Annotated in this window: 24 protein-coding genes; 13 read left to right on the top strand and 11 right to left on the bottom strand. The window is 43.1% G+C overall.

Features of this window, described 5'->3' with window-relative positions; all coding sequences use genetic code 11:
* On the bottom strand, positions 1–513 hold the full coding sequence (locus C3420_RS04345) for a low molecular weight protein-tyrosine-phosphatase (protein ID WP_103799716.1): 513 nt from the start codon (positions 511–513) through the stop codon (positions 1–3).
* A gap of 116 nt (positions 514–629) precedes the next feature.
* Between C3420_RS04345 and C3420_RS04340 the strand changes: the two genes are divergently transcribed.
* A complete protein-coding gene (locus C3420_RS04340) occupies positions 630–1,790 on the top strand; it encodes an iron-containing alcohol dehydrogenase (protein WP_103799717.1) in 1,161 nt (386 codons plus the stop codon).
* A gap of 52 nt (positions 1,791–1,842) precedes the next feature.
* Positions 1,843–2,292 carry an acyl-CoA thioesterase gene (locus tag C3420_RS04335; protein ID WP_103799718.1) on the top strand — a complete coding sequence of 150 codons (450 nt, stop codon included), beginning with the start codon at positions 1,843–1,845 and terminating at the stop codon, positions 2,290–2,292.
* Between the two features lie 3 nt (positions 2,293–2,295).
* Here C3420_RS04335 and dnaX read toward each other — a convergent pair whose 3' ends face one another.
* The 5 genes from dnaX to C3420_RS04310 form a co-directional block, all read right to left on the bottom strand.
* Positions 2,296–4,386 carry a DNA polymerase III subunit gamma/tau gene (dnaX, locus tag C3420_RS04330; protein WP_103799719.1) on the bottom strand — a complete coding sequence of 697 codons (2,091 nt, stop codon included), beginning with the start codon at positions 4,384–4,386 and terminating at the stop codon, positions 2,296–2,298.
* A gap of 128 nt (positions 4,387–4,514) precedes the next feature.
* Positions 4,515–4,964, bottom strand: a complete 450-nt coding sequence (locus C3420_RS04325; RefSeq protein WP_071320106.1) for a copper resistance protein NlpE N-terminal domain-containing protein — start codon at positions 4,962–4,964, stop codon at positions 4,515–4,517.
* Positions 4,965–5,047: 83 nt separating this feature from the next.
* On the bottom strand, positions 5,048–6,298 hold the full coding sequence (locus tag C3420_RS04320) for a serine hydrolase domain-containing protein (RefSeq protein ID WP_103799720.1): 1,251 nt from the start codon (positions 6,296–6,298) through the stop codon (positions 5,048–5,050).
* A gap of 93 nt (positions 6,299–6,391) precedes the next feature.
* Entirely contained in the window at positions 6,392–7,246 is an 855-nt protein-coding gene (locus tag C3420_RS04315; protein ID WP_103799721.1) for a MaoC family dehydratase, read from the bottom strand.
* Between the two features lie 191 nt (positions 7,247–7,437).
* On the bottom strand, positions 7,438–8,829 hold the full coding sequence (locus C3420_RS04310) for a 3-oxoacyl-ACP reductase (protein WP_103799722.1): 1,392 nt from the start codon (positions 8,827–8,829) through the stop codon (positions 7,438–7,440).
* A gap of 240 nt (positions 8,830–9,069) precedes the next feature.
* On the opposite strand from C3420_RS04310, the gene C3420_RS04305 reads away from it, so the two are divergent.
* The gene (locus C3420_RS04305) at positions 9,070–10,584 is read left to right on the top strand and encodes an acetyl-CoA C-acetyltransferase (RefSeq protein ID WP_004815659.1); all 1,515 of its coding nucleotides are present in this window, start codon (positions 9,070–9,072) and stop codon (positions 10,582–10,584) included.
* 73 nt (positions 10,585–10,657) lie between these two features.
* On the opposite strand, the gene aceI is transcribed toward C3420_RS04305, so the two are convergent.
* Positions 10,658–11,089 (bottom strand): chlorhexidine efflux PACE transporter AceI, encoded by a 432-nt coding sequence (gene aceI, locus C3420_RS04300; protein ID WP_004815658.1) that lies wholly within the window; start codon positions 11,087–11,089, stop codon positions 10,658–10,660.
* 98 nt (positions 11,090–11,187) lie between these two features.
* Here aceI and C3420_RS04295 point away from each other — a divergent pair, with 98 nt between their 5' ends.
* From C3420_RS04295 to C3420_RS04280, 4 genes are all read left to right on the top strand, one after another.
* The gene (locus C3420_RS04295) at positions 11,188–12,078 is read left to right on the top strand and encodes a LysR family transcriptional regulator (protein WP_071320068.1); all 891 of its coding nucleotides are present in this window, start codon (positions 11,188–11,190) and stop codon (positions 12,076–12,078) included.
* 88 nt (positions 12,079–12,166) lie between these two features.
* A complete protein-coding gene (tal, locus tag C3420_RS04290; protein ID WP_071320069.1) occupies positions 12,167–13,150 on the top strand; it encodes a transaldolase in 984 nt (327 codons plus the stop codon).
* Positions 13,151–13,217: 67 nt separating this feature from the next.
* Complete coding sequence (leuE, locus tag C3420_RS04285; protein ID WP_048881287.1) at positions 13,218–13,868, top strand: leucine efflux protein LeuE; 651 nt, start codon at positions 13,218–13,220, stop codon at positions 13,866–13,868.
* Between the two features lie 124 nt (positions 13,869–13,992).
* Entirely contained in the window at positions 13,993–15,165 is a 1,173-nt protein-coding gene (locus C3420_RS04280; protein ID WP_103799723.1) for a benzoate/H(+) symporter BenE family transporter, read from the top strand.
* Between the two features lie 10 nt (positions 15,166–15,175).
* Here C3420_RS04280 and C3420_RS04275 read toward each other — a convergent pair whose 3' ends face one another.
* Positions 15,176–16,201, bottom strand: a complete 1,026-nt coding sequence (locus C3420_RS04275) for an alpha/beta hydrolase (protein ID WP_103799724.1) — start codon at positions 16,199–16,201, stop codon at positions 15,176–15,178.
* Positions 16,202–16,468: 267 nt separating this feature from the next.
* Here C3420_RS04275 and C3420_RS04270 point away from each other — a divergent pair, with 267 nt between their 5' ends.
* Positions 16,469–16,912 carry a universal stress protein gene (locus C3420_RS04270; RefSeq protein ID WP_004892860.1) on the top strand — a complete coding sequence of 148 codons (444 nt, stop codon included), beginning with the start codon at positions 16,469–16,471 and terminating at the stop codon, positions 16,910–16,912.
* A gap of 123 nt (positions 16,913–17,035) precedes the next feature.
* Positions 17,036–17,482: a universal stress protein gene (locus tag C3420_RS04265; RefSeq protein ID WP_004815649.1), complete on the top strand. Its 447-nt coding sequence runs from the start codon at positions 17,036–17,038 to the stop codon at positions 17,480–17,482.
* 61 nt (positions 17,483–17,543) lie between these two features.
* Here C3420_RS04265 and C3420_RS04260 read toward each other — a convergent pair whose 3' ends face one another.
* Positions 17,544–17,753: a hypothetical protein gene (locus C3420_RS04260; RefSeq protein ID WP_026056698.1), complete on the bottom strand. Its 210-nt coding sequence runs from the start codon at positions 17,751–17,753 to the stop codon at positions 17,544–17,546.
* Between the two features lie 200 nt (positions 17,754–17,953).
* Entirely contained in the window at positions 17,954–20,560 is a 2,607-nt protein-coding gene (gene pepN / locus C3420_RS04255; protein ID WP_103799725.1) for an aminopeptidase N, read from the bottom strand.
* Between the two features lie 223 nt (positions 20,561–20,783).
* Here pepN and C3420_RS04250 point away from each other — a divergent pair, with 223 nt between their 5' ends.
* From C3420_RS04250 to thiM, 4 genes are all read left to right on the top strand, one after another.
* Positions 20,784–21,230: a hypothetical protein gene (locus C3420_RS04250; RefSeq protein WP_103799726.1), complete on the top strand. Its 447-nt coding sequence runs from the start codon at positions 20,784–20,786 to the stop codon at positions 21,228–21,230.
* A 254-nt stretch (positions 21,231–21,484) separates the two neighbouring features.
* On the top strand, positions 21,485–21,742 hold the full coding sequence (locus tag C3420_RS04245) for a hypothetical protein (protein WP_004815641.1): 258 nt from the start codon (positions 21,485–21,487) through the stop codon (positions 21,740–21,742).
* Between the two features lie 153 nt (positions 21,743–21,895).
* The gene (locus C3420_RS04240; protein WP_103799727.1) at positions 21,896–23,056 is read left to right on the top strand and encodes a hypothetical protein; all 1,161 of its coding nucleotides are present in this window, start codon (positions 21,896–21,898) and stop codon (positions 23,054–23,056) included.
* A gap of 32 nt (positions 23,057–23,088) precedes the next feature.
* Positions 23,089–23,916 carry a hydroxyethylthiazole kinase gene (thiM, locus tag C3420_RS04235; RefSeq protein ID WP_103799760.1) on the top strand — a complete coding sequence of 276 codons (828 nt, stop codon included), beginning with the start codon at positions 23,089–23,091 and terminating at the stop codon, positions 23,914–23,916.
* A gap of 26 nt (positions 23,917–23,942) precedes the next feature.
* Here thiM and C3420_RS04230 read toward each other — a convergent pair whose 3' ends face one another.
* Positions 23,943–24,674, bottom strand: a complete 732-nt coding sequence (locus C3420_RS04230) for a hypothetical protein (RefSeq protein ID WP_004815635.1) — start codon at positions 24,672–24,674, stop codon at positions 23,943–23,945.
* Positions 24,675–25,048 lie beyond the last annotated feature (374 nt).

Here is a 25,048-nt window from a genome sequence, read left to right as displayed (position 1 = left end):
TTAAACCTTAAGCTCTTTTTGTTGCATTTTAAAGACATCGATCCATGCAAGACTGCTGGATTCACACTGATTGAGTACACGTTCAAAACCCTCAGCACCGCCATAATAAGGATCGGGTACTGCCTGTTTTGGATAGTCAGAATCATATTCACTCATCAGGGCGACTTCAGCACGTAATTGGCCAAGTTCTTGTTGAGCACGTTTCTGAAGTGCAAGAATATCCCTGAGATTGTCTTCATCCATTGCGAGCATCAGATCAAAATCAAGGAAATCCTGTAGAGTCAGCTGACGGGCACGCAATGCAGACAGATCATAACCACGCTTTAGGGCATGTTCCTGACTACGCAAATCAGGCGCTTTACCCGGGTGATAATTACTGGTTCCCGCCGAATCAATCATGATATTGAGATTATGTACATCGCAATAATGTCTGAGGACCACCTCTGCCGTGGGAGAACGACAAATATTTCCCAGACAAACACATAACACCTTAAATGGCGTTCTGGATGACATAAACAACCTCAGCACTACTTTATTTTCAGGATTCTTATGTTAAGTTATTTGTATAGTGAATCCTATATCACAACGCCACAATAATATGAATTTGGATAAAAATTAAGGAAGCAGCCATGCAAAGATTTCAATTTCAGACTGTTCCCAACATCATTGCCGGACTTGGCACGATTCGTGAGCTGCACCAAATTCTACAGAAAGGCAAATATGTTCGTGTGCTGCTGGTGACCGATCAAGGCATGATTACGCAGAATCTACATGAGGAAGTTTTATACATTATCAATGAAGCAGGTCTGGATTATGCTATCTATGCCGATGTGCAGGCAGATCCGCCAGAACATATCATAGCGGATGCCATTTCTTTCGCCCGTCAGGAACAGATCGATGTGGTGATTGGTTTTGGTGGTGGCAGTTCATTGGATGTGGCCAAGATTATTGCGGTCTTGAGTCATCCACAGCAAACCCAATGCCTGAATGAACTCTATGGTATTGATCAAGTTGAAGGCCCACGTCTACCGCTGATCCTGATTCCGACTACGGCAGGAACCGGTTCGGAAGTCACCCCCATTTCAATTGTGACTACGGGTGAAACCACCAAAACCGGAATTGTTTCGCCTTTGCTGTTTGCTGATATTGCAATTCTAGATGCCAGCTTTACCCGTGGTTTACCTAAACATATTACGGCAGCGACCGGAATTGATGCGATGGTACATGCCATAGAAGCGTATACATCGAAAATCAAGAAAAATCCCTATTCGGATATGCTGGCCAAACAGGCATTAAAGCTCCTGAACAACAATCTGACTCGTGTTCTGGAGGATGGAGATGACCTGGAAGCACGCCAGAATATGCTGGTCGGTTCCATGCTGGCTGGTCAGGCTTTTGCCAATGCACCTGTCGGTGCGGTACATGCACTGGCTTATCCACTTGGCGGGCATTTTCATCTATCCCATGGTCATAGCAATGCGATTGTGCTGACAGAAGTACTGAAGTTTAATGCCCCTGCTACCAAACAGAAATATGCCGAACTAATGACCTGGCTCGATCCCCACAGTAAAGGCTGTCATGATGGCTTAACTGATCTGTTCATTGATCATTTTAATAATCATCTGCAACGTAGTGGTTTACCTTTAAAACTTGCTCAGCTGGATATTCCTGAGCATCTGTTAATGATGCTGGCTGAAGATGCCATGAAACAGACTCGACTACTGCAAAACAACCCGCGTGATATGACTGTAGAGGATGCTTTGCAGATCTATCAGGCGATTTATGCCTAATATTTACCAATTAAAAGCTTAAATTAATCTCAATTTTTATAAGAAATGATTCATGAGCAAAGCATCTGTCAAAACCCGTGAGCAATATACTTTTTTCCTCAGCATCCAGACCCGCTGGGCGGACAATGATCTATACGGCCATGTCAATAATGTCACCTATTACAGCTATTTTGATACCACAGCCAATGCCCTGCTGATCCAGCATACCGGTTTTGATCCACGAACGTCTCCGAATATCGGTTTGGTGGTGAATTCCTGCTGTCAGTTTAATCAGGAACTGTCTTATCCTGAAGTGATTGAGGTCGGTGTCAATATCGCCAAGCTAGGAGGTTCTTCCCTGACTTATGACCTGGCTATTTTTAAGCAAGGTAATGACCAGGCTGCTGCCCAAGGCAGTTTTGTACATGTTTTTGTCGATCGTCATACACGAAAAAGCACCCCGATTTCAAATGAAATGCGGGATGCCCTATGTCCGTTTATGCACAGTAGCTGTGAAATCTAGAACTTATTTCAGCTGAATGTTTTTCAATTCTGCATCGAAGTTTTGTACCAGATCTTTCACAGCAGGCTCTGCATGTAGCAACTCCTCAGCGCGTTTAAATGCACGCACTTTACGTTCACGCTGCATGGTATAAGGTGTCAGTTCATTGACATCTTCAAACTTCACCTTGAATTGTGTACCTGTCCATTGCTGTTTTAAAGCTTCTTCTAGGGTATGTTGCAACTGACCGAGTAACTGCTGGTAACGCTCCGGAATATGAAAAACTGATTCTCCATCAATCTGTCCGGTCATAATGCCGTACTGTGCCAGCTCCTGTACGGCCGGTGAAAGCTGGCTATTGCGGAACCAGAATTCCCATTTTTCTACAGTCCATTCACCCTGCATGTCCTGTACCGGAATTTGCAGGATATCCTGTGGCATCAGATTACGATCTGTTGAAATATCTGTATTTGCTGTCTGGATATGTACAACTTCTGTCGGAGCTATAGGCTCTGCTTGAGAATAAACTTCAATATTTTCAAAAGTTTCTGTTTCAGGTGTTGCTGCAGACAAACTGAATTCAGGCTCATTCTGTTCTACAGGCGCAGCAGCACGATTTTCAGGAAGATATTCTTCTAACAGGAAATCATCACTACTGGCTTCTGTGCTTGCTGTAGCTGGTTCCGCCGGCACATCATCAAAACCAAACAGTCTATCATCCACACTTGGATCAAACATAATCTGATCCGTACTTGGTTGCTTAACTGTCATAGGTTTTGCTGCCTGCGCCTCGACAGGCGCAGTATCTAAAGGCTCATCTTCCACATCGAGAAAATCATCAGAAGATGATTCAGACTGTGCAGTGGCTGGGCTATATTCTGGCTCATCCTCATAACTATCATCTAATGGAAAGTCTTCGATCACCGGTGATGCAACTGGAGCACTTTCCTGTTGGGGTACAATACTTGGCTGTGCAGCTACAGGTGTCACTTGCTGTACTGGTACAGTATTGGCTGGAATCTCATTTGGCTGCAATGGACGAAAAGCCAGCAAGCGCAGCACCGTCATTTCAAAGCCCTGCTCCTGCGTTACTGCCATTTGCAGATCAGCACGACCCTTACAGGCAATTTGATAATACAGCTGCAGATCTTGTGCTGAAATCAGTCCTGAGAGCTGAATGATTTTCTGGTTAATTTCAGCACTATATTTCAGACTTAAATCTGGCAAATATTGTAAAAGTGCCAGTTCATGTAAGGTCGAGATCAGCTGATCTAATACTAGAGATACATCTAGTGCCTGCTGCCGGAACTGAAATAAAAGCTCACTAACTCGTGCTTTCTGGTTCTGGTGAATCGCCAAAATCAGGTCATAGATAATAGTACGGTCAATCAGACCCAGCATCTCTTTCACGTCCTGATGCTGAATCGCACCCTGTCCATAGGCAATGGCCTGATCGGTCAGCGACAGTGCATCACGCAATGAACCTTGTGCAGATTCAGCAATTTGCCAGATTGCATCCTGGTCAGCCTGAATACTTTCTTTTTGTAAAATATGACCCAGGTGATCAGTAATTTCATCGACTGCTAATGGACGTAAAGTAAACTGTAAACATCGCGAAATAACTGTAATCGGGAGTTTTTGCGGATCTGTGGTTGCAAACAGGAACTTCACATGTTCAGGAGGTTCTTCCAGTGTCTTTAACAAGGCATTGAAAGAATGGGTAGAGAGCATGTGCACTTCATCGATCAGATAGACCTTGAAGCGCCCTTGAGTCGGTGCATAGGGAACGTTATCTAATAGTTCACGTGTATCTTCAACTTTTGTACGGGAAGCTGCATCGATCTCGATCAGGTCAATAAAACGGCCTTCATTCACGGCAGTACAGGTTGGACAGACCTCACACGGCGTTGAAGTCACCCCTGTTTCACAGTTCAGACATTTTGCAAGAATACGTGCAATCGTCGTTTTACCCACACCGCGCGTGCCCGTAAACAAATAGGCATGATGCAGACGGCCACGTTCGAGCGCACTGGTTAAGGCACGAGAAACATGGTTTTGACCCACCAATTCATTGAAATTACGAGGACGATATTTTCGTGCAAGTACCTGATACATGTATGCTCCTTTTTACAGGTCTAAGCATACTGTTTTTTTGATAAATAGTGAAATAAATGCAGGAATTGAATAAATAAAAATCCCTTTTCTATCCAGATAAAAAAAGGGATATAAAACAGAAGCTTTTATTAAGATTTGAGGCTTTCAGCTAAAATAAAATCACTTTGCATCTGATAGCGTTTGCCTGTTTGATCTTCACGAATTTCGAGTAAACCCTTTTCCAGATCAACAAACAGTAAATTTCGTTTAGCGACGTTGAGCAATTCAATCTTCTGTCGACTGTCATCCTGAAAACGGATTTTACCGCTAATCGTTTCAATCTCATTATGACCGCTCAGACTCTCACGTTCCAGCACAAAGGTTTCATCTTCATTTAGTCGAAGTTTTACAGCCATTCCCGGACAATCTTCACAGCTGGATAAACATCCCATACACGGTGTTGTGCCCTGATATTCACCCGCCCAGGCCGTTTGCATCGCCTGAGCTTCAATTGCAGTTTGGGCTTTATCCTGTTTGGTATCCTGACAACCCCATAGTGCCGCCGTTGCCACGAGTGGAATCAAAATAACTTTCTTCATGATTCTAGATTCAGCATGTTGATTATGCGGCAACATACCATAGTGAATACCGTGAGGTAAATTGCATTAATTTGTCGGGAATCTTAAAACCAGCCCTTACGTCCGGTCTGGATCTGATCAGCGCAACGTAAGGCTTCCTGAGTTAAGCCCCACAGACGGTAATCTCCAGTAATGGAAGCAGTAGGAAAATTATGGGTATAAGCAAAACTCAGTTTACGTTCCGGATCACACCAGGCTCCAGAGCCATTAAAACCAACATGACCAAAGCCTTTTGTTGATTTTCCTAAGGTCAGGATGCGGTGATAGCCCAGACGCCAATGCATCGGAAACGGCATAATCCGGTCACGATGAGTATATTGCACCGTACTTAAACGTGTAAAAGTCTGCTGAGAAATAAGGTCTTGTCCCTGCCATTGGCCTTGTTGTGCCAGCATGGCATAGACTTTTGCCAGACTCTGAGCAGTAAATACCCCGGTTGCTGCAGGAATAATGGCTTTAAGTCCTTCATCACTAAAGAAGTTGAGATGCTTCATACCTTTAGGAATCATGGCATCCTGAAAATCCTGCGGATTTTGACCACTCAGCTCTAAGGCGCGTTCCATCAGATTAGGCTTCCTTGGTTGATGAGTTTGATCTGCGCGTGACCGAGTCTGTTCTTTTTTCCGGTGAATCGGACGAGCAACACGTAGCAATTCATGCTCAGGCACACCAAAGTAAGCACCATCTAGCTGTAATGGTTGCACCAGATATTGATCCATCAACTCAGCAAGTGTTTTGCCAGTCGCTTTTTCCAATGCTCCACCGACCTGCCAGCCAAAAGTGAGCGGCTGATAAGCTGCATCCGTTCCTAAAGCAAAACGTGGTCTGGCTGCGGCAACGCGTTGCAGTATATGCGACCAGTCCACCATTTCCCGGGCATCCTCGATGATATTGCGAATATCATACAAACCACTTTGATGACTGAGCATATGTGCCAGCGTGATCTGGTCTTTGTCTTGCTGGGCAAACTCTGGCCAGTATTCTGCTACAGGTGTGTCATAGCTGATCAGCCCATGACTGACCAAGATATGTGCCAAGGTCGCTAAGACACCTTTGCCTGTGGAATAACACACTGACAGCGTATCCGATTGCCACAGTTCCTGTTCAGATTTTTTGCCGGTATAAATATCCAGGACTTTGTCACCCTGATGATAAACCACCAGTGCAGCACCCCCCTGTTCGGCACGTGCATCCTGAAAACGACTAAACTGCACGGCCAGATCCTGAAAGCGAGGATCAACATAACCTAGATAGTTTTCGGTACTGGCAGATAGATATTGTTTAATCGGTTTCATGCGTCCTTCCTTGATACATGTTTCAAATGAGATCTAATATTTGTACAGGCTGAAATAAAAAAAGCCTAAATCAAGTTTAGGCTTTTTAGATCATTATAAAGCTTTGATGCTACCTGAAACATGCGGTTTCTGGCTTTTCGCATTACGGATCAGGAATTCAGTATCATTGTCTGATTTCACAGTCGTGAACTGCACTTTAGATGGCAAATACATCGGTAGCTTAAACCACACGTCCGCTTCATAGGCATCTGGCAGGGTCAGGCTGGCTAAAGCTCTCGCCTTACTCCACATGCCATGGGCAATCGCCTGTTTAAAACCGAAAGCTTTAGCTGTTAGTGCATGAATGTGAATCAGGTTAAAGTCACCTGAAGACAGAGCATAGCGACGACCAGTATTTTCAGAGATATCCCATTCCGCATTCACTTCATAATTCGGTGTTTTGCTTTCTATGGTTTTGGCAGATGCTTTTGCATCAGTTTTTTGACGTGACAAGTAAGTGGTTAATGCTTCAACCACGACATCATTACCAACTTTCACTGTAGTAATGAAATTAAACTGTACGCCTTTATCATGTGGCTGCAACTCACCAAACTTGCAAGATAAAGTCAGCTGTTCATTCACACCCACTTTACGGTATTGCTTGACCTGATTGCGGATATGCACCAACCCTAGAATTGGAAATGGGAAAGCTTCCGAGGTCATCATATGCATTTGCAGACTTTGTGAAAGTACTGCCAGATAGATCGCCGGGATATAACCATTGTTCTTAAAACCACAGACGGCGTTGTAAGTTTTTAAATGCTTTTGATCGACCTTGAATGAATTTACCACGTATTCAACTTGCGGCAGGACCTTTTCACCCTTTGGCTTTTTTGAAATGAGGCCCTGAATGATTTTTGGATAAGCAAGATACGGCTTTGGAAGTTGATTAAAATGGCGAGTATGCATACTGAACCTTTGGAATATTTTTATTTCAATTTGGATTGAAAGCCCCTTCTCCCTCTGGGAGAAGGCTGGGATGAGGATAATATCTCATCCTGCCTTCTATTTAATTTATTTAACCTTTCCTACGAGGAGAGGGAATTCTTGATCTACTCTACGGGTTAACGTACAGAGAGAAAAGAACTTTTCAGAAAGAGTTAAGCTCCTAAAAGACTCTGACCACAGACACGAACCACGTTGCCATTCAAGCCTGTAGATGCAGTTGAAGCGAACATTGCAATCGTTTCAGCGACATCGACTGGTAAGCCACCTTGACTCATTGAATTCATACGGCGGCCAGCTTCACGAATTGCGAAAGGAATTGCAGCTGTCATTTGAGTTTCAATAAAACCAGGAGCAACGGCGTTAATGGTAATACCATTGCTTAAAGTTGGGGCTGTATATTTCACAATACCGACTACACCCGCTTTAGAAGCTGCATAGTTAGTTTGACCCAGATTACCTGCAATACCAGAGATTGAAGATACACAGATAATACGGCCGTTAGCGTTCAGACCGTGATTATTCAACAGGTAATCATTGACACGTTCAATCGCTGACAGGTTGATGTTAATCACCAGATCCCAAAGCTCAGGCTTCATGTTTGCCAAAGTCTTGTCACGGGTAATACCGGCATTATGCACGATGATATCTAAACCGCCCTGCGCAGCTGCCGCAGCTTTGATTTTTTCACCAGCATCAGCTGCAGTAATATCAATTGCCAAGGTAGAACCATCAATCTCACCTGCTACACGGTCAAGATCTGCTTGCTGCTGCGGAACGTCCAGACAAATCACATGTGCACCATCACGTGCCAGTACATGAGCAATCGCTTCACCAATACCACGGCTAGCACCTGTGACTACAGCTGTCTTGCCTGCCAAAGGTTTAGTCCAGTCTACATCTTGAGTCGCTGCTTGAGATACGCGAATCACTTGACCAGACACATAGGCAGAACGTGGAGAAATCGCAAAGCGCAGTGCAGATTCGAGATTTGCTTCAGCCCCATTGTCCACATAGATCAGGTTCGCTGCGATACCTTTTTTGAATTCTTTACCCACTGATTTTACAAAACCTTCAAGCGCACGTTGTGCAATTGCCTGCTTCACTGAAGTTGCTGATTCAGGAGTGGTTCCTACAATCACCACACGACCAGATGCCTGGATTTGACGCGCGATCGGATTAAAGAAATCATATAACGCTTTTAAATCGTCCGAATTCTGAATACCAGACGCATCAAAAATTGCTACTTTAAATTTTGATTCTTTGTCGCCCTGATTAAATGCACCCAGGTTCAAACCCGCTTGTGCAGCTGCCTGTTGCAGTTCAGCATTATTTCCCGCATAGCTATTGGCATGAATATTTGCCAAAACTTGTGCAATTGAACCAGTCAAAGTACTGCCAGGTGCAGCACCTACTAAAACGGCGCCTTTGACTACAGGAGTTGCAGAGTCATAGCGCTCAAGGAAGGTTGGGGATGGAAGACCCAGGTTTTTAATGACAAATTTACCAATAGGAGATTTTGCGAACGCTTGGTACTGGTCAGTCATGATTATTATCTCTCATACAAATTAATTTTTGATCGATCTAAAGTTATGCTTTAACTTCAATATGATGTCAGATACTTATAATTCAATAGATCCATCAGATTCCGGTCAATAATACTTGAGATAATAAACAGATGACTTGACCTAAGCGCACTCTGTAATGTCATTCTAGTCAATTCAGCCTATAGCCTTCTATGCTAATGTAGCGACCAAGAAGATGATCAATTTGCCTGGTAAAGCCTTATGAGCAAAACAACTCAAGAAAATCCAGCGGTCGAGAATCCTGTAGCCGAAAGCGTGTCAAAACCATCAACAGCACGCAAGCGCACAAGCAAAACGACGAGCGCAACGTCTGCAGAAAAAAGTCCGACGAAAACCACGCGCCCCCGTGCTGCGTCTAATCGTGCGGAAAATACGACTTCAAGCAATAAAACCTTAACACCAAAAACACAGATTTCTGTTCAACAGGACCAAAACATGAGCCAAAATACAGTTCGCCGCGTTGCTATTATCGGTGGTAACCGCATTCCATTTGCACGTTCTAACGGTGCTTACTTTACGGCATCCAATACTGATATGTTCACCGCAGCCTTGAATGGCCTGATTGAACGTTTTAATTTACAAGGTCAACGCCTGGGTGAAGTCGTAGCTGGTGCAGTATTGAAACACAGCCGTGACTTTAACATGACGCGTGAGTGCGTACTGAACACTGCCCTTGCACCTGAAACTCCGGCTTATGACATTCAGCAGGCATGTGGTACTGGTCTGCAAGCTGCATTCCTGGTTGCCAATAAAATTGCATTAGGTCAAATCGAAGTCGGTGTGGCTGGTGGTGTAGATACTACCTCTGACGCGCCAATCGCATTTGGTGATGGTTTACGTAAAGCTTTACTTGAACTGAACATTGCTAGAACAGCAAAAGATCGTTTGAAAGCTTTAACCAAAATTAATGTGAAAGACCTGATGGATGCACCGAAAAATGGTGAGCCACGTACCGGCCTGTCTATGGGCGACCATCAGGCAATCACAACACTGGAATGGGGCATTTCTCGTGAAGCACAGGATGAACTGGCTGCATCTTCACACCAGAAAATGGCAGCAGCATACGAAGAAGGTTTCTTTGATGACCTGATCACACCATTCCTAGGTCTTGAGCGTGACAATAACCTGCGTCCAGATTCTTCAGTTGAAAAACTGGCAAAATTGAAACCTGCTTTCGGTAAGGGCGATGCACGTACCATGACTGCGGGTAACTCTACTCCGCTGACGGATGGCGCATCTTGTGTACTGCTAGCGTCTGAAGAATGGGCGAAAGCCAATGGTCATGAAGTACTGGCTTACTTAACTTTCCAGGAAACTGCGGCAGTTGATTTTGTAGAGAAGAAAGAAGGCCTGTTGATGGCACCTGCTTATGCCGTTCCACGTATGCTGGAGCGTGCTGGTCTGAAACTTCAAGACTTCGACTACTATGAAATCCACGAAGCATTTGCATCGCAAGTACTTTCAACCTTAAAAGCGTGGGAAGATCCGAAATTCTGTAAAGAGCGTTTAGGTCTAGATGCACCATTGGGCTCAATCGACCGTGCCAAATTGAATGTAAAAGGCTCTTCACTGGCAGCGGGTCACCCATTTGCTGCGACAGGTGGCCGTATCATCGCGACTGCTGCGAAACTATTAAACCAGAAAGGTTCAGGTCGTGTACTGGTGTCGATCTGTGCGGCTGGCGGTCAAGGTGTGACTGCGATTATTGAAAAATAATCTTTACACCTGATTTAAAAAAGCACCTCAAGTGAGGTGCTTTTTTATTAGTCACGCAATGCTTTAAGACAAATCAACTTTTAGCATATTCAGTGCGAATTCCCATTTTGATCTCAATCTGGTCATAGCACCACTGGAAAATAAAGGTATAGACCAGAATACATAGCGTTAAACTCAGATCTGTCAAAATTGCCTGCCACAAGCTCATCTCTAAGGCATATGCCACCATCGGAATGGTCGCCAGCATCAAGCCACCTTCAAAACCGATAGCATGCGCAATACGCACCTTAATGGTTCTTTTTAGCTGATGTTTCGCCTCGATCTTTTCAAAATAATGGTTAAACAGCATATTCCAGACTACGGATGTGACTGCCATGGCAACACCTAAAGTTCCGGTCACTTCCATTGGCAACTGAAAGATATAACTCAGGGCAATGGCAATGATGACCAACAGAATGATCTCATAGCTCAGCGCATGCACTATCCTTCTGCTTGAAATTAACATCTCTGCTTACTCAAATAGCTTAATAATAGTGCCTAGTTTATTTCCTATTATTTGATTATTCGAGTTAGAATCTTTCAAAAATATTGACAGATTAAAATATGAATATTAATCAGGAACAATTACTGCTGTTTAAAGCAGTGATAGAGACTGGCTCCTTCTCGGCAGCCGCACGCAAGCTTGGCAAAGTGCCCTCTGCTGTAAGTATGGCCATTGCCAACATGGAAATTGATCTGGATTTACAGCTTTTTAAACGGATTGGCCGTGAGCCACAGCCTACAACAGCAGCTCAAGTGCTGTATGAAAAGACTGAACAACTATTGGTAGAAATGAATCAGTGGAAGCAACATGCTCAAGCATTAAGCTCAGGGCTAGAATCTGAACTGAATATTGTCATTGTATCTGAGCTCCTACACACGCGCTGGACTGATTATGTAGTCTTACTGGAACAGCAGTTTCCGGATTTACAAATCAATGTATTTTCTGCCCCGCAAGAAGATGCTCACCGGTTGTTATTTGAAGGCGCTGCCCAACTTGCATTGATGTTTGAACGAGAGCAACTGGAGACCCGAGAGCAGTTTGTCGAACTGAAAAAAGAAACGCTGGTTGCCGTTGCCGCGAAATCCCATGCTTTAAGTCAGCTTGATCAGGTCAGCTATGAGCAGATTCTGAATAGTCGCCAGATTGTAGTTGCCAGCCGTGATCATCAGATCAAGCCAGAACTGTTATTTTCCAGAAACTATTGGCGTACCGACAACCATCACTCCGCCTATCGATTAATTAAACAGGGTTTGGGCTGGGGGATTTTACCGATGGAAATGCTGCATGAACATCCACATATTCAGGAACAACTGCATATTCTGGATCTGTATGATTTCACCCCAAAGTTTGATTATTTTGTCGATCTGGTCTGGAGTCGTGAAACAAAACTCGGTCAGGCTGCGCATTTTTTAATTAATCACATCAGAAATCAACGCAAAAACACAGATTAGTTACTGAAAATAGTCGGTGAACACTTGGGAAATAAGCACTTTGTGATATAACAGAATGCATAAGCAATAACCTAAGAACTAGATCCAAATGACACAAAGTGCGTTAAACCAACTAAAACAATTCACCACCATTGTTGCGGACAGCAGCGATTTAGCTGCGATTGAAAAATTCCGTCCACTCGATGCAACCACCAATCCTTCACTGATTACTGCGGCAGCCAATCAGGCTGAAAACAAAGCTCTGATTGAAGACGCTTATGCGCAGGCTAAAACCGAAGGTTATATGGGTAATGAACTGATTGAACGTACTATTGACATTCTTACGGTTAAATTTGGTGTGGAAATTCTTAAACTGATTGAAGGCCGTGTTTCTACTGAAGTGGACGCCTCCCTATCTTATGATACTGAAGCGACGATTGCCAAAGCCAAAGAATTACTGGCACTGTACGCACAGTACGGCGTTGCTTCAGATCGTATCCTGATCAAAATCGCATCGACCTGGGAAGGTATTCAGGCCGCACGTGCGCTGGAAGCCGAAGGCATTCATACCAACCTGACCCTGCTCTTTGGGCAGCATCAGGCACATGCCTGTGCAGATGCCAAAGTTACCCTGATTTCGCCATTTGTTGGCCGTATTCTGGACTGGTACAAAAAGGCTGAAGGTGTAGATCAGTATCCGATTGAAAAAGATCCAGGTGTGTTATCGGTAAAAAGTATTTATAACTTCTACAAATCACACGGTATACAGACTGAAGTGATGGGTGCCAGCTTCCGTAGTATTGATCAGGTGCTGGGTCTGACTGGATGCGACCTGTTAACTGTTGCACCCAACCTGCTCGATCAGCTTGAACAGGATAACCGTGTTGTTGAGCCGCAGTTGTCTTCGGATCATGTTCCAAAGCAAGGGACTTTAACTCCAATTAGCCAGGAAGACTTTAAACAGCAATTAGAACAAGATCCAATGGCTTCCCAGTTACTGGAAGCGGGTATTCAGGGCTTTATTAAAGCACGTGAACAGCTATCTACCCTGTTAAGCCAAAGTTTTACAACAGATTCAGAAATTAAGGCTTAAATCTTAATTCAGCTATAAGCCGATGCAGGTATAATGCCGCATCGGCTTTTTTGTATGTGGATTTTGCGTGTTTGGTATCACTGATTTAACGACCTTTATCATTGGAACAGCGTTAATTGTGATGTTACCCGGACCGAATTCCCTCTACGTCATGTCGGTAGCTTCTCGCTACGGGATTAAAACTGGATATCGGGCGGCATTCGGTGTCTATGCCGGAGATATGGTTCTAATTTTCCTGACCGCACTCGGTGCAGCATCTTTACTGCATGCTTTTCCGGTCCTGTTTACTATTCTGAAAATTATTGGTGCGGTGTATCTGAGCTATCTGGGTATTAAATTGTTGATTGCGGCTTACCACACCTGGAATACCGTACATAGCAATGCACAGATCCAGCAAGCCGAGCAGAATCTGGAGCAATTACATCCCTTCCGTACGGCGATGACCATCAGCATTCTGAATCCCAAAGCGATTCTGTTTTATCTTTCTTTTTTTGTGCAGTTTGTTGATCCATCCTATCCATACCCTGCACTGACTTTTACGATTCTGGCAATTATTTTGCAGATCATCAGCATGTCTTATCTCAGTATTCTGATTTTTTCAGGTGCTACGCTGGCTCAATTCTTTGGGCATCATTACCGTCTGACTTCACTTTGTGTAGCCAGTGTGGCAATCCTGTTTTGTGGCTTTGGGCTAAAACTGGCGACTTCAACTTTATGAAATGCATGACATCCCAACAACTTATAACCCTACGTGATTTAGGTTGTTTTTACCTTTAACAGTATTACTGAAGCGCGTATGATAAGTGCACTTTTCACTCATACTGATTATCTCCGCAACGGATATGCAAAAACTCCTTCAAGACTTCTCCCTACCCGCAGCATTTGCCGGTTTTATTACTTTTTTAGTTGGGATCAGTGTTTCCTCTGTGCTGGTAATTCAGGCTGCACAGCTCTTAGGCGCGAACACAGCTGAAATTACTTCATGGTTCTGGGCCCTAGGGATCGGGATTGGTCTTTGCGGGCTTATTCTTTCCTGGAGGTTTAAATATCCAATAGCAACCTCTTGGTCAACCGCAGGTCTGGCCTTAATCCTGGCAACCGGCACAGGCTATAGCCTGCCTGAAGCTTTGGGCGCTTTTCTGGTCTGCGGCCTTGTCACTGCCGTATTGGGGTTTTTAGGTATTTTTGAGAAAGTTCTGCATGCGATTCCGCAAAGTCTAACCAGCGCAATGCTGGCAGGAGTCTTACTTAAATTCGGGATTGGTCTGTTTGCCAGCTTGCAACATGAGTTGGGCTTTATCCTGTGTCTACTCGCTGCCTATATCATTGCCAAGCGGCTATCGCCCCGTTATAGCATTGTGGTTACCGTGATTGCTGGTGTCGCCCTATGTCCCATATTTCTGGACTTTAATCCACCGAGGCTGCATTGGTCACTGGCTCATCCAGTCTGGGTGAGCCCTGAATTTTCCTGGACTGCGATTCTTGGTCTGGCCTTGCCACTCTTTGTTATTAATATGGCATCGCAATATTTACCAGGCTTGGCAATGATTAAAAGTTATGGTTATACGCCACATGTTAATCAGCTGATTGGCTGGACCGGCACTGCTCAGACCTTACTGGCTCCTTTTGGCTGTTTTGCCGTCAATATTGCAGCGATTAGCGCCGCGATCAGCCTGGATGATCAGGCCCACCCGGATAGCAAGAAACGTTATATCGCTGGTATGAGCTGTGGTTTCTTCTATATCCTCATGGGCTTATTTGCAGCCACACTGACCAGTATTCTTTTAGCCTTCCCTGCCGTTTTTATTACTGCACTGGCAGGGATTGCTCTGTTTGGCACCATTGGACATAATATTACACTTGCTTTCAGCCACATGGATGAACGCGAGGCGGCATTATTAACTTTCCTGTTTAGTGCTTCAGGAGTGCAATTCCTTGGCATCGGTTCAGCATTCTGGGGACTATTGTTTGGCCTGATAGTACATCTGTTCTTTAAATGGCGTAAAACTTATTAAGAGTCTTATTTTAATTAAGGTTGGATAACACACCAGTAGGTGATTGCAGAAATTGAAGTGTCTGTTCAAAGGTCTGCTGGCTTTCTTTTTTACCCATATAAAACTGATATTCATGGATCAGCCATGTTTTTGATTCTGGATAAAAGATCTCCTTTACCGGCACCTGATTCGCTTTCAAAACTTGCACAAATGGATAGGACTGCGTTTCTGTGAGAAAGTCCTTGTTTCCACCACTGATCAGCACTGGTGGATAATTTGGAGTGATGTGCTGAATAGGTGAGATCTTTTTCAAGAACTCCGCATCATGCCGGCGATCACCTGTATAGGCCTGCACCATATTATGAACTCCCCATTCAATCAGTTTGATTTTTTCTGGTGCCGTATCCACAAACGCGTTCAGGTCATAAATACCACAGTGTAGAATCAGCCCTTTAAGCTGTGCAGGCTGGATTGATGACACAAAGTCAGAGTTACGGGCAAAAACCGGATTGGTTAACAAGGCCGCATAATGGCTGGCGAGATTGGCACCGGCAGAATCTCCAGCCAGATAAAGCTGATCTGGATCAATATTGTATCGGGAAGCATGTGTCTGGAGATAAGCCAATGCCATATTAATTTGCCGTAGCTGGCTTGGATAAGTTGACCGAGGAGCAAGCTGATATTGCACAGACACCACGTTATAACCTTTTGATGACAGCAGTTTAAAATAACCCCGTGCATGTTCGCGAGATCCGGAAATCCAGCCACCGCCATGAATCCAGATCACTGTTGGGCGTTGTTCCAGTTGAGTCATATTTTGTGGCTGGTATAAGTCCAAACCCAACCGCCGATCAGAATCATAGAGAATATTTTGCTGCACAATGACATCATCCGGTGCATAACGATCCATGATTTTCTGCTGTACAGCTGTCGTCATATTAAAAGCAGTGGCAATAATTTTACTGTTCTGTGCCGTACTCTGACAGCCATATAACCCACATAAAAAGATTAAGCCTAATAACCCTTTTCCAGCTTTGACTATATGTGTATTCAACATATCTTGAATATTTCCACTAATTATTTTCCAAGTTTCAACGCTCTATATATTTTAACCCAACCAGCTTAATAGAGATTGAGCAAACCTGCTTAAAATCCGGGTATTCCAGTCTGTTTTATCTGCCAATCAGTCTACAGTTTTTTGTAAATATATCACTGTAATTTAATGAATTTTCAGATTTTTTTATATTTTGCAATTGAACCCCCTCCGTCACTGTGCTATCAATAGTTTAAAGCAAGACAAAAACGAAACCGGAGTATAAATAAGATGGCCTATCAACATATTTTAGTCCCTGTGGACGGTTCAGAAATTTCCTTTTCAGCAGTACGTCATGCTGCAAAAATTGCGAAAGCTTTTGGTAGCAGACTGACACTCGTCAGTCTGATTGCAGAAAATCCTTTTACTGAGGCAGATTTCTACTATAGCTCTGCCATTATGAAAGAATATTTTGTTGAAGCACATGCCAATGCCAAAAAAGCATTGAAACAAGCAAGCATCATTGCCCAAGAGGAAGGTGTGGAAGCCGAAACACATATTGTGACTGGTTTGGTCAATGCCGAGCATGTCGCAAATACTGCAGAAGAAACTGGTGCAGATTTGATTGTGATGGGTTCACATGGTCGTAAAGGCTTCCAGAAGATCATTCTGGGCAGCTTTGCACAAGATGTTCTGGGTGTGTCGGAAACTCCAGTGCTGATCATTAAAAAATAATCTGGTTCTGCGCATCCCTTGATGCGCATGACAATAAATCATGCTTTAAAGCACTGCTATTATTCATCACGCCAGCTACAGCTGTATTCTGTTTCCAAGCGTGCATCATTATCAGGAATTTTTATGAAGCATTATCAACATATCCTGGTCGCAATTGATGAATCGCCTATCTCTTATGCGGCTGCAGAACATGCGCTCGATATTGCAAAAGTTTTTGGCAGCAAAGTGACCTTAATCAGCGTCATTGCGGTTGATCCTTTTTCTGGAGTAGATTTTTACAAGGTTGCCCCAGCTGTTACCGATTATTTTATGCAGGCCGAGCAAAATGCACTGGATAGGCTTAATGATCTAAAACATACCTTTACACGTGAAGGTATAGATCTGGATATTCGGATTCTACACGGCATGTCACCCTCGGAGGGTATTCTGCAAACCAGTCATGAATTACCTGTAGATTTGATTGTGATGGGTTCACATGGGCGTAAAGGATTACAAAAACTGATTTTAGGCAGCGTGGCACAAAATGTACTCGGCTTGGCTGAAACTCCAATACTCATCGTTAAAGAATAAATGCCCTTCCTTGCTCATCAAAAAGCCTGTCTTAATGACAGGCTTTTTGATTTTCTAGAAACTAGCGAATTTTCTGGTTCAATTGGTTGAGGAACATTTCCGCTTCCAACTGGGAGCTGAACACTTTGATATATTCACCAGATTTCTGTACCGAATTTGGCGTGTATTCCAGATGAAGTTCGAATACTCCACGCGTACTGTCCTTGATGACTCGCACAGCAATAATGTGTTGAGTATTTAAATAAAATCCATCCTCAATTTTAAATAACATTTCAATTTGCCCAATTATCAGATCATCTTGATCTTTACATTGTGAGCGCCTGAAATTGGCGTCACACATACTTCGATATGTGTTGCTATAGTAAAGCAAAATTTAATACATACTTTCTTTAATAACATATTGAATAAATATTACTGATGTTCTAAATAAAAAAGCCGGATATTAAACCCGGCTTTTTCAACATGGGTTAATTAAACACTGAGCATACTGTTCAAGGTTTCACAAACATTTTTAGATTTTACCAAGGGCTTCAGAGCTTCAAGCTGAGCTTTCACTTCACTACGTTGCGGTTCAGCCAGAGTATACCAACGAGAGAGAACTTGAAGCAGACGTGAACCGACAATCGGGTTTTTCTCATCCAGATATTTCGCCAAAGTAATATAGTGCTGTACACCAAAACCCCAGGTATTGACCGGATTTGCATTCAAACCCCCACTTACAGCACGAATACGGTTCGGCACAGCCAGATCATAATCAGGATGCTGTGTCAGATAAGCAATCGTTTCAGCAGTTGCTTGAGGATGCGCCGCCTGAACCATAAACCATTGATCTAAAGATAAGGCTTCATCTTCAAAGCGGCTATAGAAGTCTGCTAGAACTTCTTGAGCTTGTGGGGCATCATTCCAGACCAGGACTTTAAGCGCTCCCAGACGTTCAGACATGTTCCCGGTATGATATTGCTCATAAGCCAAATCAAAAGCAGAGTCATCCCCTTGGCGTGCGATCATGGTGAGCATGATATTTCTTAATGCACGGGTACCCATTGCCTGAGAGAAATCAGATTGCAGATCTGGATCAAGTGACAGGTAAATTTCTTTGGCAGTATCAGCAAAAGCACGTGCCAATTTATTCAGTAAGGCGTTACGTTTTTCCTGAATCTTGCTTGGACGATAGTCCACATCAATCCGGCTGCCAAGATAACCCTCAGTTGGCACATCAAACAGACGAGATGCCAATAACGGATCCTGTTCAATCACCTCCGGCAAGGTATTCAACATCGCCTGCACATAAATGTCCGCAGGCTGATCATTCAGGAGAATACGCTCAAGTAAAGTCTGGGTCGCCTGCCAGCGATTAAAACCATTGGTTTCATACTGCAGCAAGAAGGCCAGCTCTTTATCCGAATAGTTAAATTCCAGATTGACTGGTGCCGAGAAGTTACGAAGTAATGACACCACTGGTTTTGCTTTTACCCCAGTAAATTCGATACGTGCCTGCTCCTGATCAAACAGGTATACCCCATCTTTGACACCATTTTCAAACAGTGCTGCTGAATTCAAGGTCAGCTGTTCACCACTCTCTGCATCAAACAGGGCCAATGCCACCGGAATCGGGACAGCTTGCAGATTTGGATATTTCGGATGTGCTTTCAGGCTTTGTTTAAAGTTCAGGCAATAGGTCTGTGCTTCTGCATCATATTCACCATGCACTTCCAGCTTTGGGGTACCTGGCTGGTTATACCAGATCAGGAAGCTGGACAGATCAACACCAGAACCTGCGCTTAATGCTGCAACCCAGTCTTCCACCGTCACTGCCTCACCATCATGTCGGCGGAAATATTCATCTGTACCCATACGGAATTTAGCTTTACCGAGCAAGGTCGCCATCATACGGTTAATTTCCGCGCCTTTTTCATACACCGTCGCAGTATAGAAGTTATTAATTTCGACAAAATGGTCTGGACGTGGTGGATGCGACAATGGACCTGAATCTTCAGGGAACTGATGCGCCTTAAGCACTGCAACATCGTCAATACGCTGTACGGCTGCAGACTGCAGATCTTCAGAGAAAGACTGGTCACGGAAGACAGTCAAACCTTCTTTTAAACATAACTGGAACCAGTCACGGCAGGTAATACGGTTACCGGTCCAGTTATGAAAATATTCATGTGCAATTACTGACTGTACCCGCATGATTGCAGCATCAGTGGTAAATTCTTCATCTGCCAGTACACATGAAGTATTAAAGATATTCAGACCTTTGTTTTCCATTGCGCCCATATTAAACGCGCTGGTGGCAACAATCATATAATTATCAAGATCATAAGGACGGCCATAGTGTTCTTCATCCCAACGCATAGAGTGCTTTAAGGCTTCCATGGCAATTTTACACTTTGGAATGTCTTTCTCTTCAGCATAAATTTCAAGTGCTACATCACGGCCTTCAGAAGTGGTATAGCGATCTTTCATCACCGCCAGATCACCGATCACACAAGCAAACAGGTAACTTGGTTTTTTGGTTGGATCTTGCCAGATTGCATAGTGACGGCCTTCCCCCGCTTCACCCGTTTCAATCAGGTTACCATTGGCAAGAAGTACCGGGAATTTCTTGTCTGCTTCAACACGTGTAGTAAAAACAGACAGGACATCCGGACGGTCCGGATAGAAGGTAATTTTACGGAAGCCTTCTGGTTCATTCTGAGTCACAAACAGATCCGAACTGGCTTGATACAGGCCTTCTAATTGGGTATTGGATTCAGGATGAATACGAACAACAGTTTCAATCGTAGCCTGATCCGGTGCATTGCCAATCACTAACTGTTCAGTATCAAGCTTGTACTCACTTTCAGAAAGTGGCTTACCATTAACATGAATTGATTGTAATTCCAGATCACGACCGAGTAAAACCAGCTCACCTTCAGTCTGACGCTGCATTACCAGTGTAGCGCTGACCAGCGTATGATCTGTATAAACCTGAATATTGAGCTCGACCGAGTCAACGATGTAAGAAGGTTTTTGATAGTCTTTTAAATAAATGGTTTGATCTGCTTCGATCGCTGGATTAGCCGCAATATTCATATTAATGTCCTGATCTTTTTACACCGCTTATGTAAAGCAAAAAATGTTAATCATATTGATCATACGACAACTTATTCTGCCTGTCTGTGCATTTCATTGTGTTTTTATATATGGGACTAAACTGGAGTTATTTCAATTCAGGTATTTAAATTACTGAAAGTAATTGACTTATATTTAAACAATAAACAAAAATATGCCGTCTTAAGATATTACTAAAATAAATATGAAAAAAATTCTAATGCTTGCCGGCTTTTCTGTTTTCCATATCGCTTCTGTTCAGGCTGCAAACTATTCAGGGAAAATGCCCTATCAATGTCTGGCTTCCACACAAACCAATACAATTCTAATGATCAGTGTCGCCAATTCTGAACCTGACCAGATTCAGGATGTGATGTATTTTCCACATTTAAAGCAGATTAACCTGTCCTACGACTCTGCGATGGGTGTGGGGAACCCACCCTCTCTCATACATTATAATTACTTTGAAATGCTCAGAGAAAAACAAACAGGTGAATATACGTTTGCTGTAAATAAAGACAATAAAATTCTTTTTGCCGTGTATACCAGCCCACAACTGAATATGCCAATCTCGTTTGGAATACAGCTAAATCTGGCAAGAAAGGAAGCACTGAATCGCAAGCTAGCCAATCAGTTGCGTGCATGTATTTAAGCCTATGTACATTTTCATGCACAAGGCTGCATTGAAAAGCACATTAATATGGAATTAAGTATCTCCAAGCCAGGAACCAGTCATTTCAATAATGATTTTAAATATTTTTAATATTAAATAAATCAATATCCTACATTCAATTTATTCTGTATTTCAAAAGTTCAATACATAAAAACAGTTTTGTGCATACTTCTTGCTTTTATTTAAACGTGCAGATTACACAACTATATCTACAATAAAAAATGAGGTGAACTATGTATCTTAAAGAACATATCGTACGTGTTGAAAACATCAAGACCCTGCAAGCACTCGATCAAGCCAATATTGACCATAAAGTAATTGCACTGTTTATGAGCTGTGAGGGAATCAAGATGCAAGCCTATGAAGTGGGTGCTATTCTGAACAGCTATAATGCACTTGGTTCCAAAAAGGTTCAGCCTAAAAAAGTCCAAGCTTTAATTAATGCGAAACATCTGGGTGAAGAGGACGAAACCCTGCCTTGCCCAGTCTAAAGACCATTTTCAACAATGCAAGAAGGCCACTTAAGTAGTCTTCTTGCATTCCTGATTATCAGCTCATGATGAAAACTTTAGCCTGAACCACACTTGCCCAAGCTGCACTGTGTATAATGATTTTCCTTCTTCATTTTACGATTGCTAGTTGATATGACGCTTAATGTTTTGCAGAAACAGCTTGATGAAAGTACCGCATGTCCCTTGTGTCAGGCAGCAATGTACTGGGTCGAGGCAGAACAATTTGATCAGGAACTGAATTATCACGAATGCAGTCACTGTCATCATCAGCTTTATCCTGACCAAAAACATAATTGCTTCTGTGAAAAATGTCTGGCCAATCGTAGACGTCAAATGAAGGAAACACGTCTCCAGGAAAATCGCCAGCATCAAAGTAAGAAAGATGTACATCAATATGAATTAGGTCAGCTCAGCTTTTTAAACAAATTATTTCTGCTGGCGATTCTGGATGATCATGTACATGAGCACAGCCAGCACGCTGAATATATAGACTGGGATCAGATCAAATATCACAACATCAGTCCAAATTATCTGATGCAAAATGCTTTGGTTAAACGCCTCAGCAAGGAAAATATTCTGAGTCTGAAAGACTTTAATGCCGATCAGCAGCACTATTATATTAATGTGCGTCTGGATGGTTATTCAGAGCCGAGCCTGTTCAGCATTACCCAGCAATTACGCCATTGGTTCTTTGAGAACTTAAGCAAAGGCGTGCCTTTTAAAAGTGCAGATGAAGTTAAAGAAAACCTATATTTTCTGCTGTATCAGGAAGTGATTCAATTTGCTCAGTTTTATTGTCGTAGCTGGGGCATTCAGATTGCGGGTAATAAAAGTTTTCAGACTTTCTGCTACCGCATGCTCGATGTATTGGCAGTCGGCCAGATTTATTATCTAGTACAAACGGCGCTGGAATACTTATACAAACAAAAAGCCTTGCAAGCCCGCAATGAAAATTTCATCAATACTAATTTGCTGAAAAAAACCCTGCAGCAGTACCGTGAACGTGCCATCAACGAAAAATGGGAAACCTCTACCCTGCCGCGCCCACCACAATTGCCTTTAAGCAAAATGAGTGCAATTCTGTTCTTTCATTTTCTTGGCTATAATGAAAATATTTTCTTCCAGCCAATCTGGCGTTCATGGCAGCAGATTGAGCCTCGTTTAAAATTCTATTCCAATAAACGCTGTATGCATTGTGGTTCCGAGGAACTGACCGTGGATTATGATGCCACGGACTATGTCAGTCTCTGCTGCCGCAACTGCAAACATCAAGACCATTATTTTACCCGCTGATGGATTCAGCCAGACGCACTGTGAATATCAATATGAATACCAATCTTTCTCAACTGCACCATGACATTCTAAAAGGTGTTTGTGATGCCTGGACAGCATTACAACAACAGCAACCCTTAGTGCATATCATGACCAATGCTGTTGCCAGTAATTATGTAGCGAATGTTCTACTGGCTGCGAATGCTGCACCTGCCATGATTGACAATCCTTTTGAAGCTGAAAATTTTGCCCGAATTGCAGCAGCCGTCAGTTTGAATCTAGGAACACCAACATCTGAACAAGTTCAGGCCATGCTGATTGCTGCACAGACTGCGAATGCGATTAAAAAACCCTGGGTGCTGGATCCCGTTGGTTATGGTTCAATTCTGCACTGGCGCTCAGAAGTGACTGACCAATTAATGGCATTTCAGCCAACTATTGTACGTGGCAATGCCTCCGAGATCGGTACTCTGGCAGGCAAACAGGTTACAGGCAAAGGTGTAGGTACGACATTAGACAGCTCAGAAGTCTATCAACAAGCTAAATCATTACTGGCACAATGCCAGTGCATCGCCATTTCCGGAGAATCAGATTACATCATCTCCCAGGATTATCCTGTGATTAAGGTGATGGGCGGCTCAGAATTACAGCCACGTGTGACTGCAACAGGTTGTGCCTTGGGTGCATTGATTGCAGCTTATAGTGCTGTGGCTAACCCGGTAATTGCGGCAACTACTGCACATCTGCATTTCGCGATTGCCGGTAAAAGGGCTGCTGAAATTACCTCTACACTGGGCAGCTTTAATGTTGCCTTTATCGATCAGATTCATCTGTTGAATCCTGAAATTATTCAACAATATGCTGATTTTGAGCTGCTTTGATTTATTATCATTAAGGAAAGCTGTGTCTAGTGCACAGATTTCCCGAAAGCCAGATTCATAATTGTTTCAGAAATTGTTTTGAAATCTAAGCGGCAAACACACATCAATCCTTTCCCATCAAAATAGTCTGGCACGTGCTGCATAAAGAACTGGTAATGAACATCACTGCGTTTGCGCAGTCGAATCAACTGATCTGGCGTGACTTTAGGCATCAGTGCCGGTGCAACATAAATACCCTGTCCACGTTTATCTACCTGAGACTTGTATCTGTGCATCAGCTCAAGTACGGATTGATGAGCAGTCGGCATGGTGTAACCTTTTCTTGGATAGAAATAACGACTACGTGAGGCAAACAAGGTATAGACCTTCGGTTGCATCAAGGTGGTGACAAACCAAAGTGGAATGGCCGGATAACGTAAACGATAGCGCAAAGCCACACGAATGGCAGTCTTTAAAGTTAGATTACTACGACGATACTGTTCCAGTACTCCGGCACGTGAAGTCACCACAAAAACAGGTTTGTCCTGCAGCTGCAATTTGAGAATTGGCATAATATTCTGGCCAATCAGCTGCTCTCCGACGAAATACTGTATGACTGGTACAGAGACTGCTTCTGGATCATGTACATATTGATATAGCTGTTCAACAGACGCAAAGGGAAAAATGAGTTGATCAAATTCCAGCATCTGCTGAAAAAAATCATGTTTCTGCTGGGCTGGCAAAGTTGCAAAATCAATGATGGTTTCTCTGATTTTCATGTATGTCATCCATTGAAGCGGCAGGCAGATCAGTTAATTCATGATACTTTTCTACTGATTCCGAGCTAAAAGCGTGTGATTAGTAAATCTTCTGATTTGGCAGATTAGCATAGGATTTTTAAGTTCTTATACACAATATCAGACTTATCAGTTACCAAATAGTTCACTATAGATTTAAGTTATTGAATTTAATAGTTATTATATATAAATTATGAGACCTGTATCAAGCTTTTATTTGATTATGTATTTTTAACCTCAATTTTTTGAAGAAAATAAGCAATTTTTATAGTTTTTAGCTGACTGACTAATTTCCAAGCTTAAAATTATTCTACTGTCTGTATCACAGTATTTAGGCATAAAAAAGCCAGCAAGTA

The organism is Acinetobacter sp. ACNIH3 (assembly GCF_002918965.1).
In the GTDB taxonomy this organism is placed as follows: domain Bacteria; phylum Pseudomonadota; class Gammaproteobacteria; order Pseudomonadales; family Moraxellaceae; genus Acinetobacter; species Acinetobacter schindleri.
Note: the sequence above shows the minus strand (reverse complement) of the source record. Positions and strands in the feature narration are given on the sequence as shown.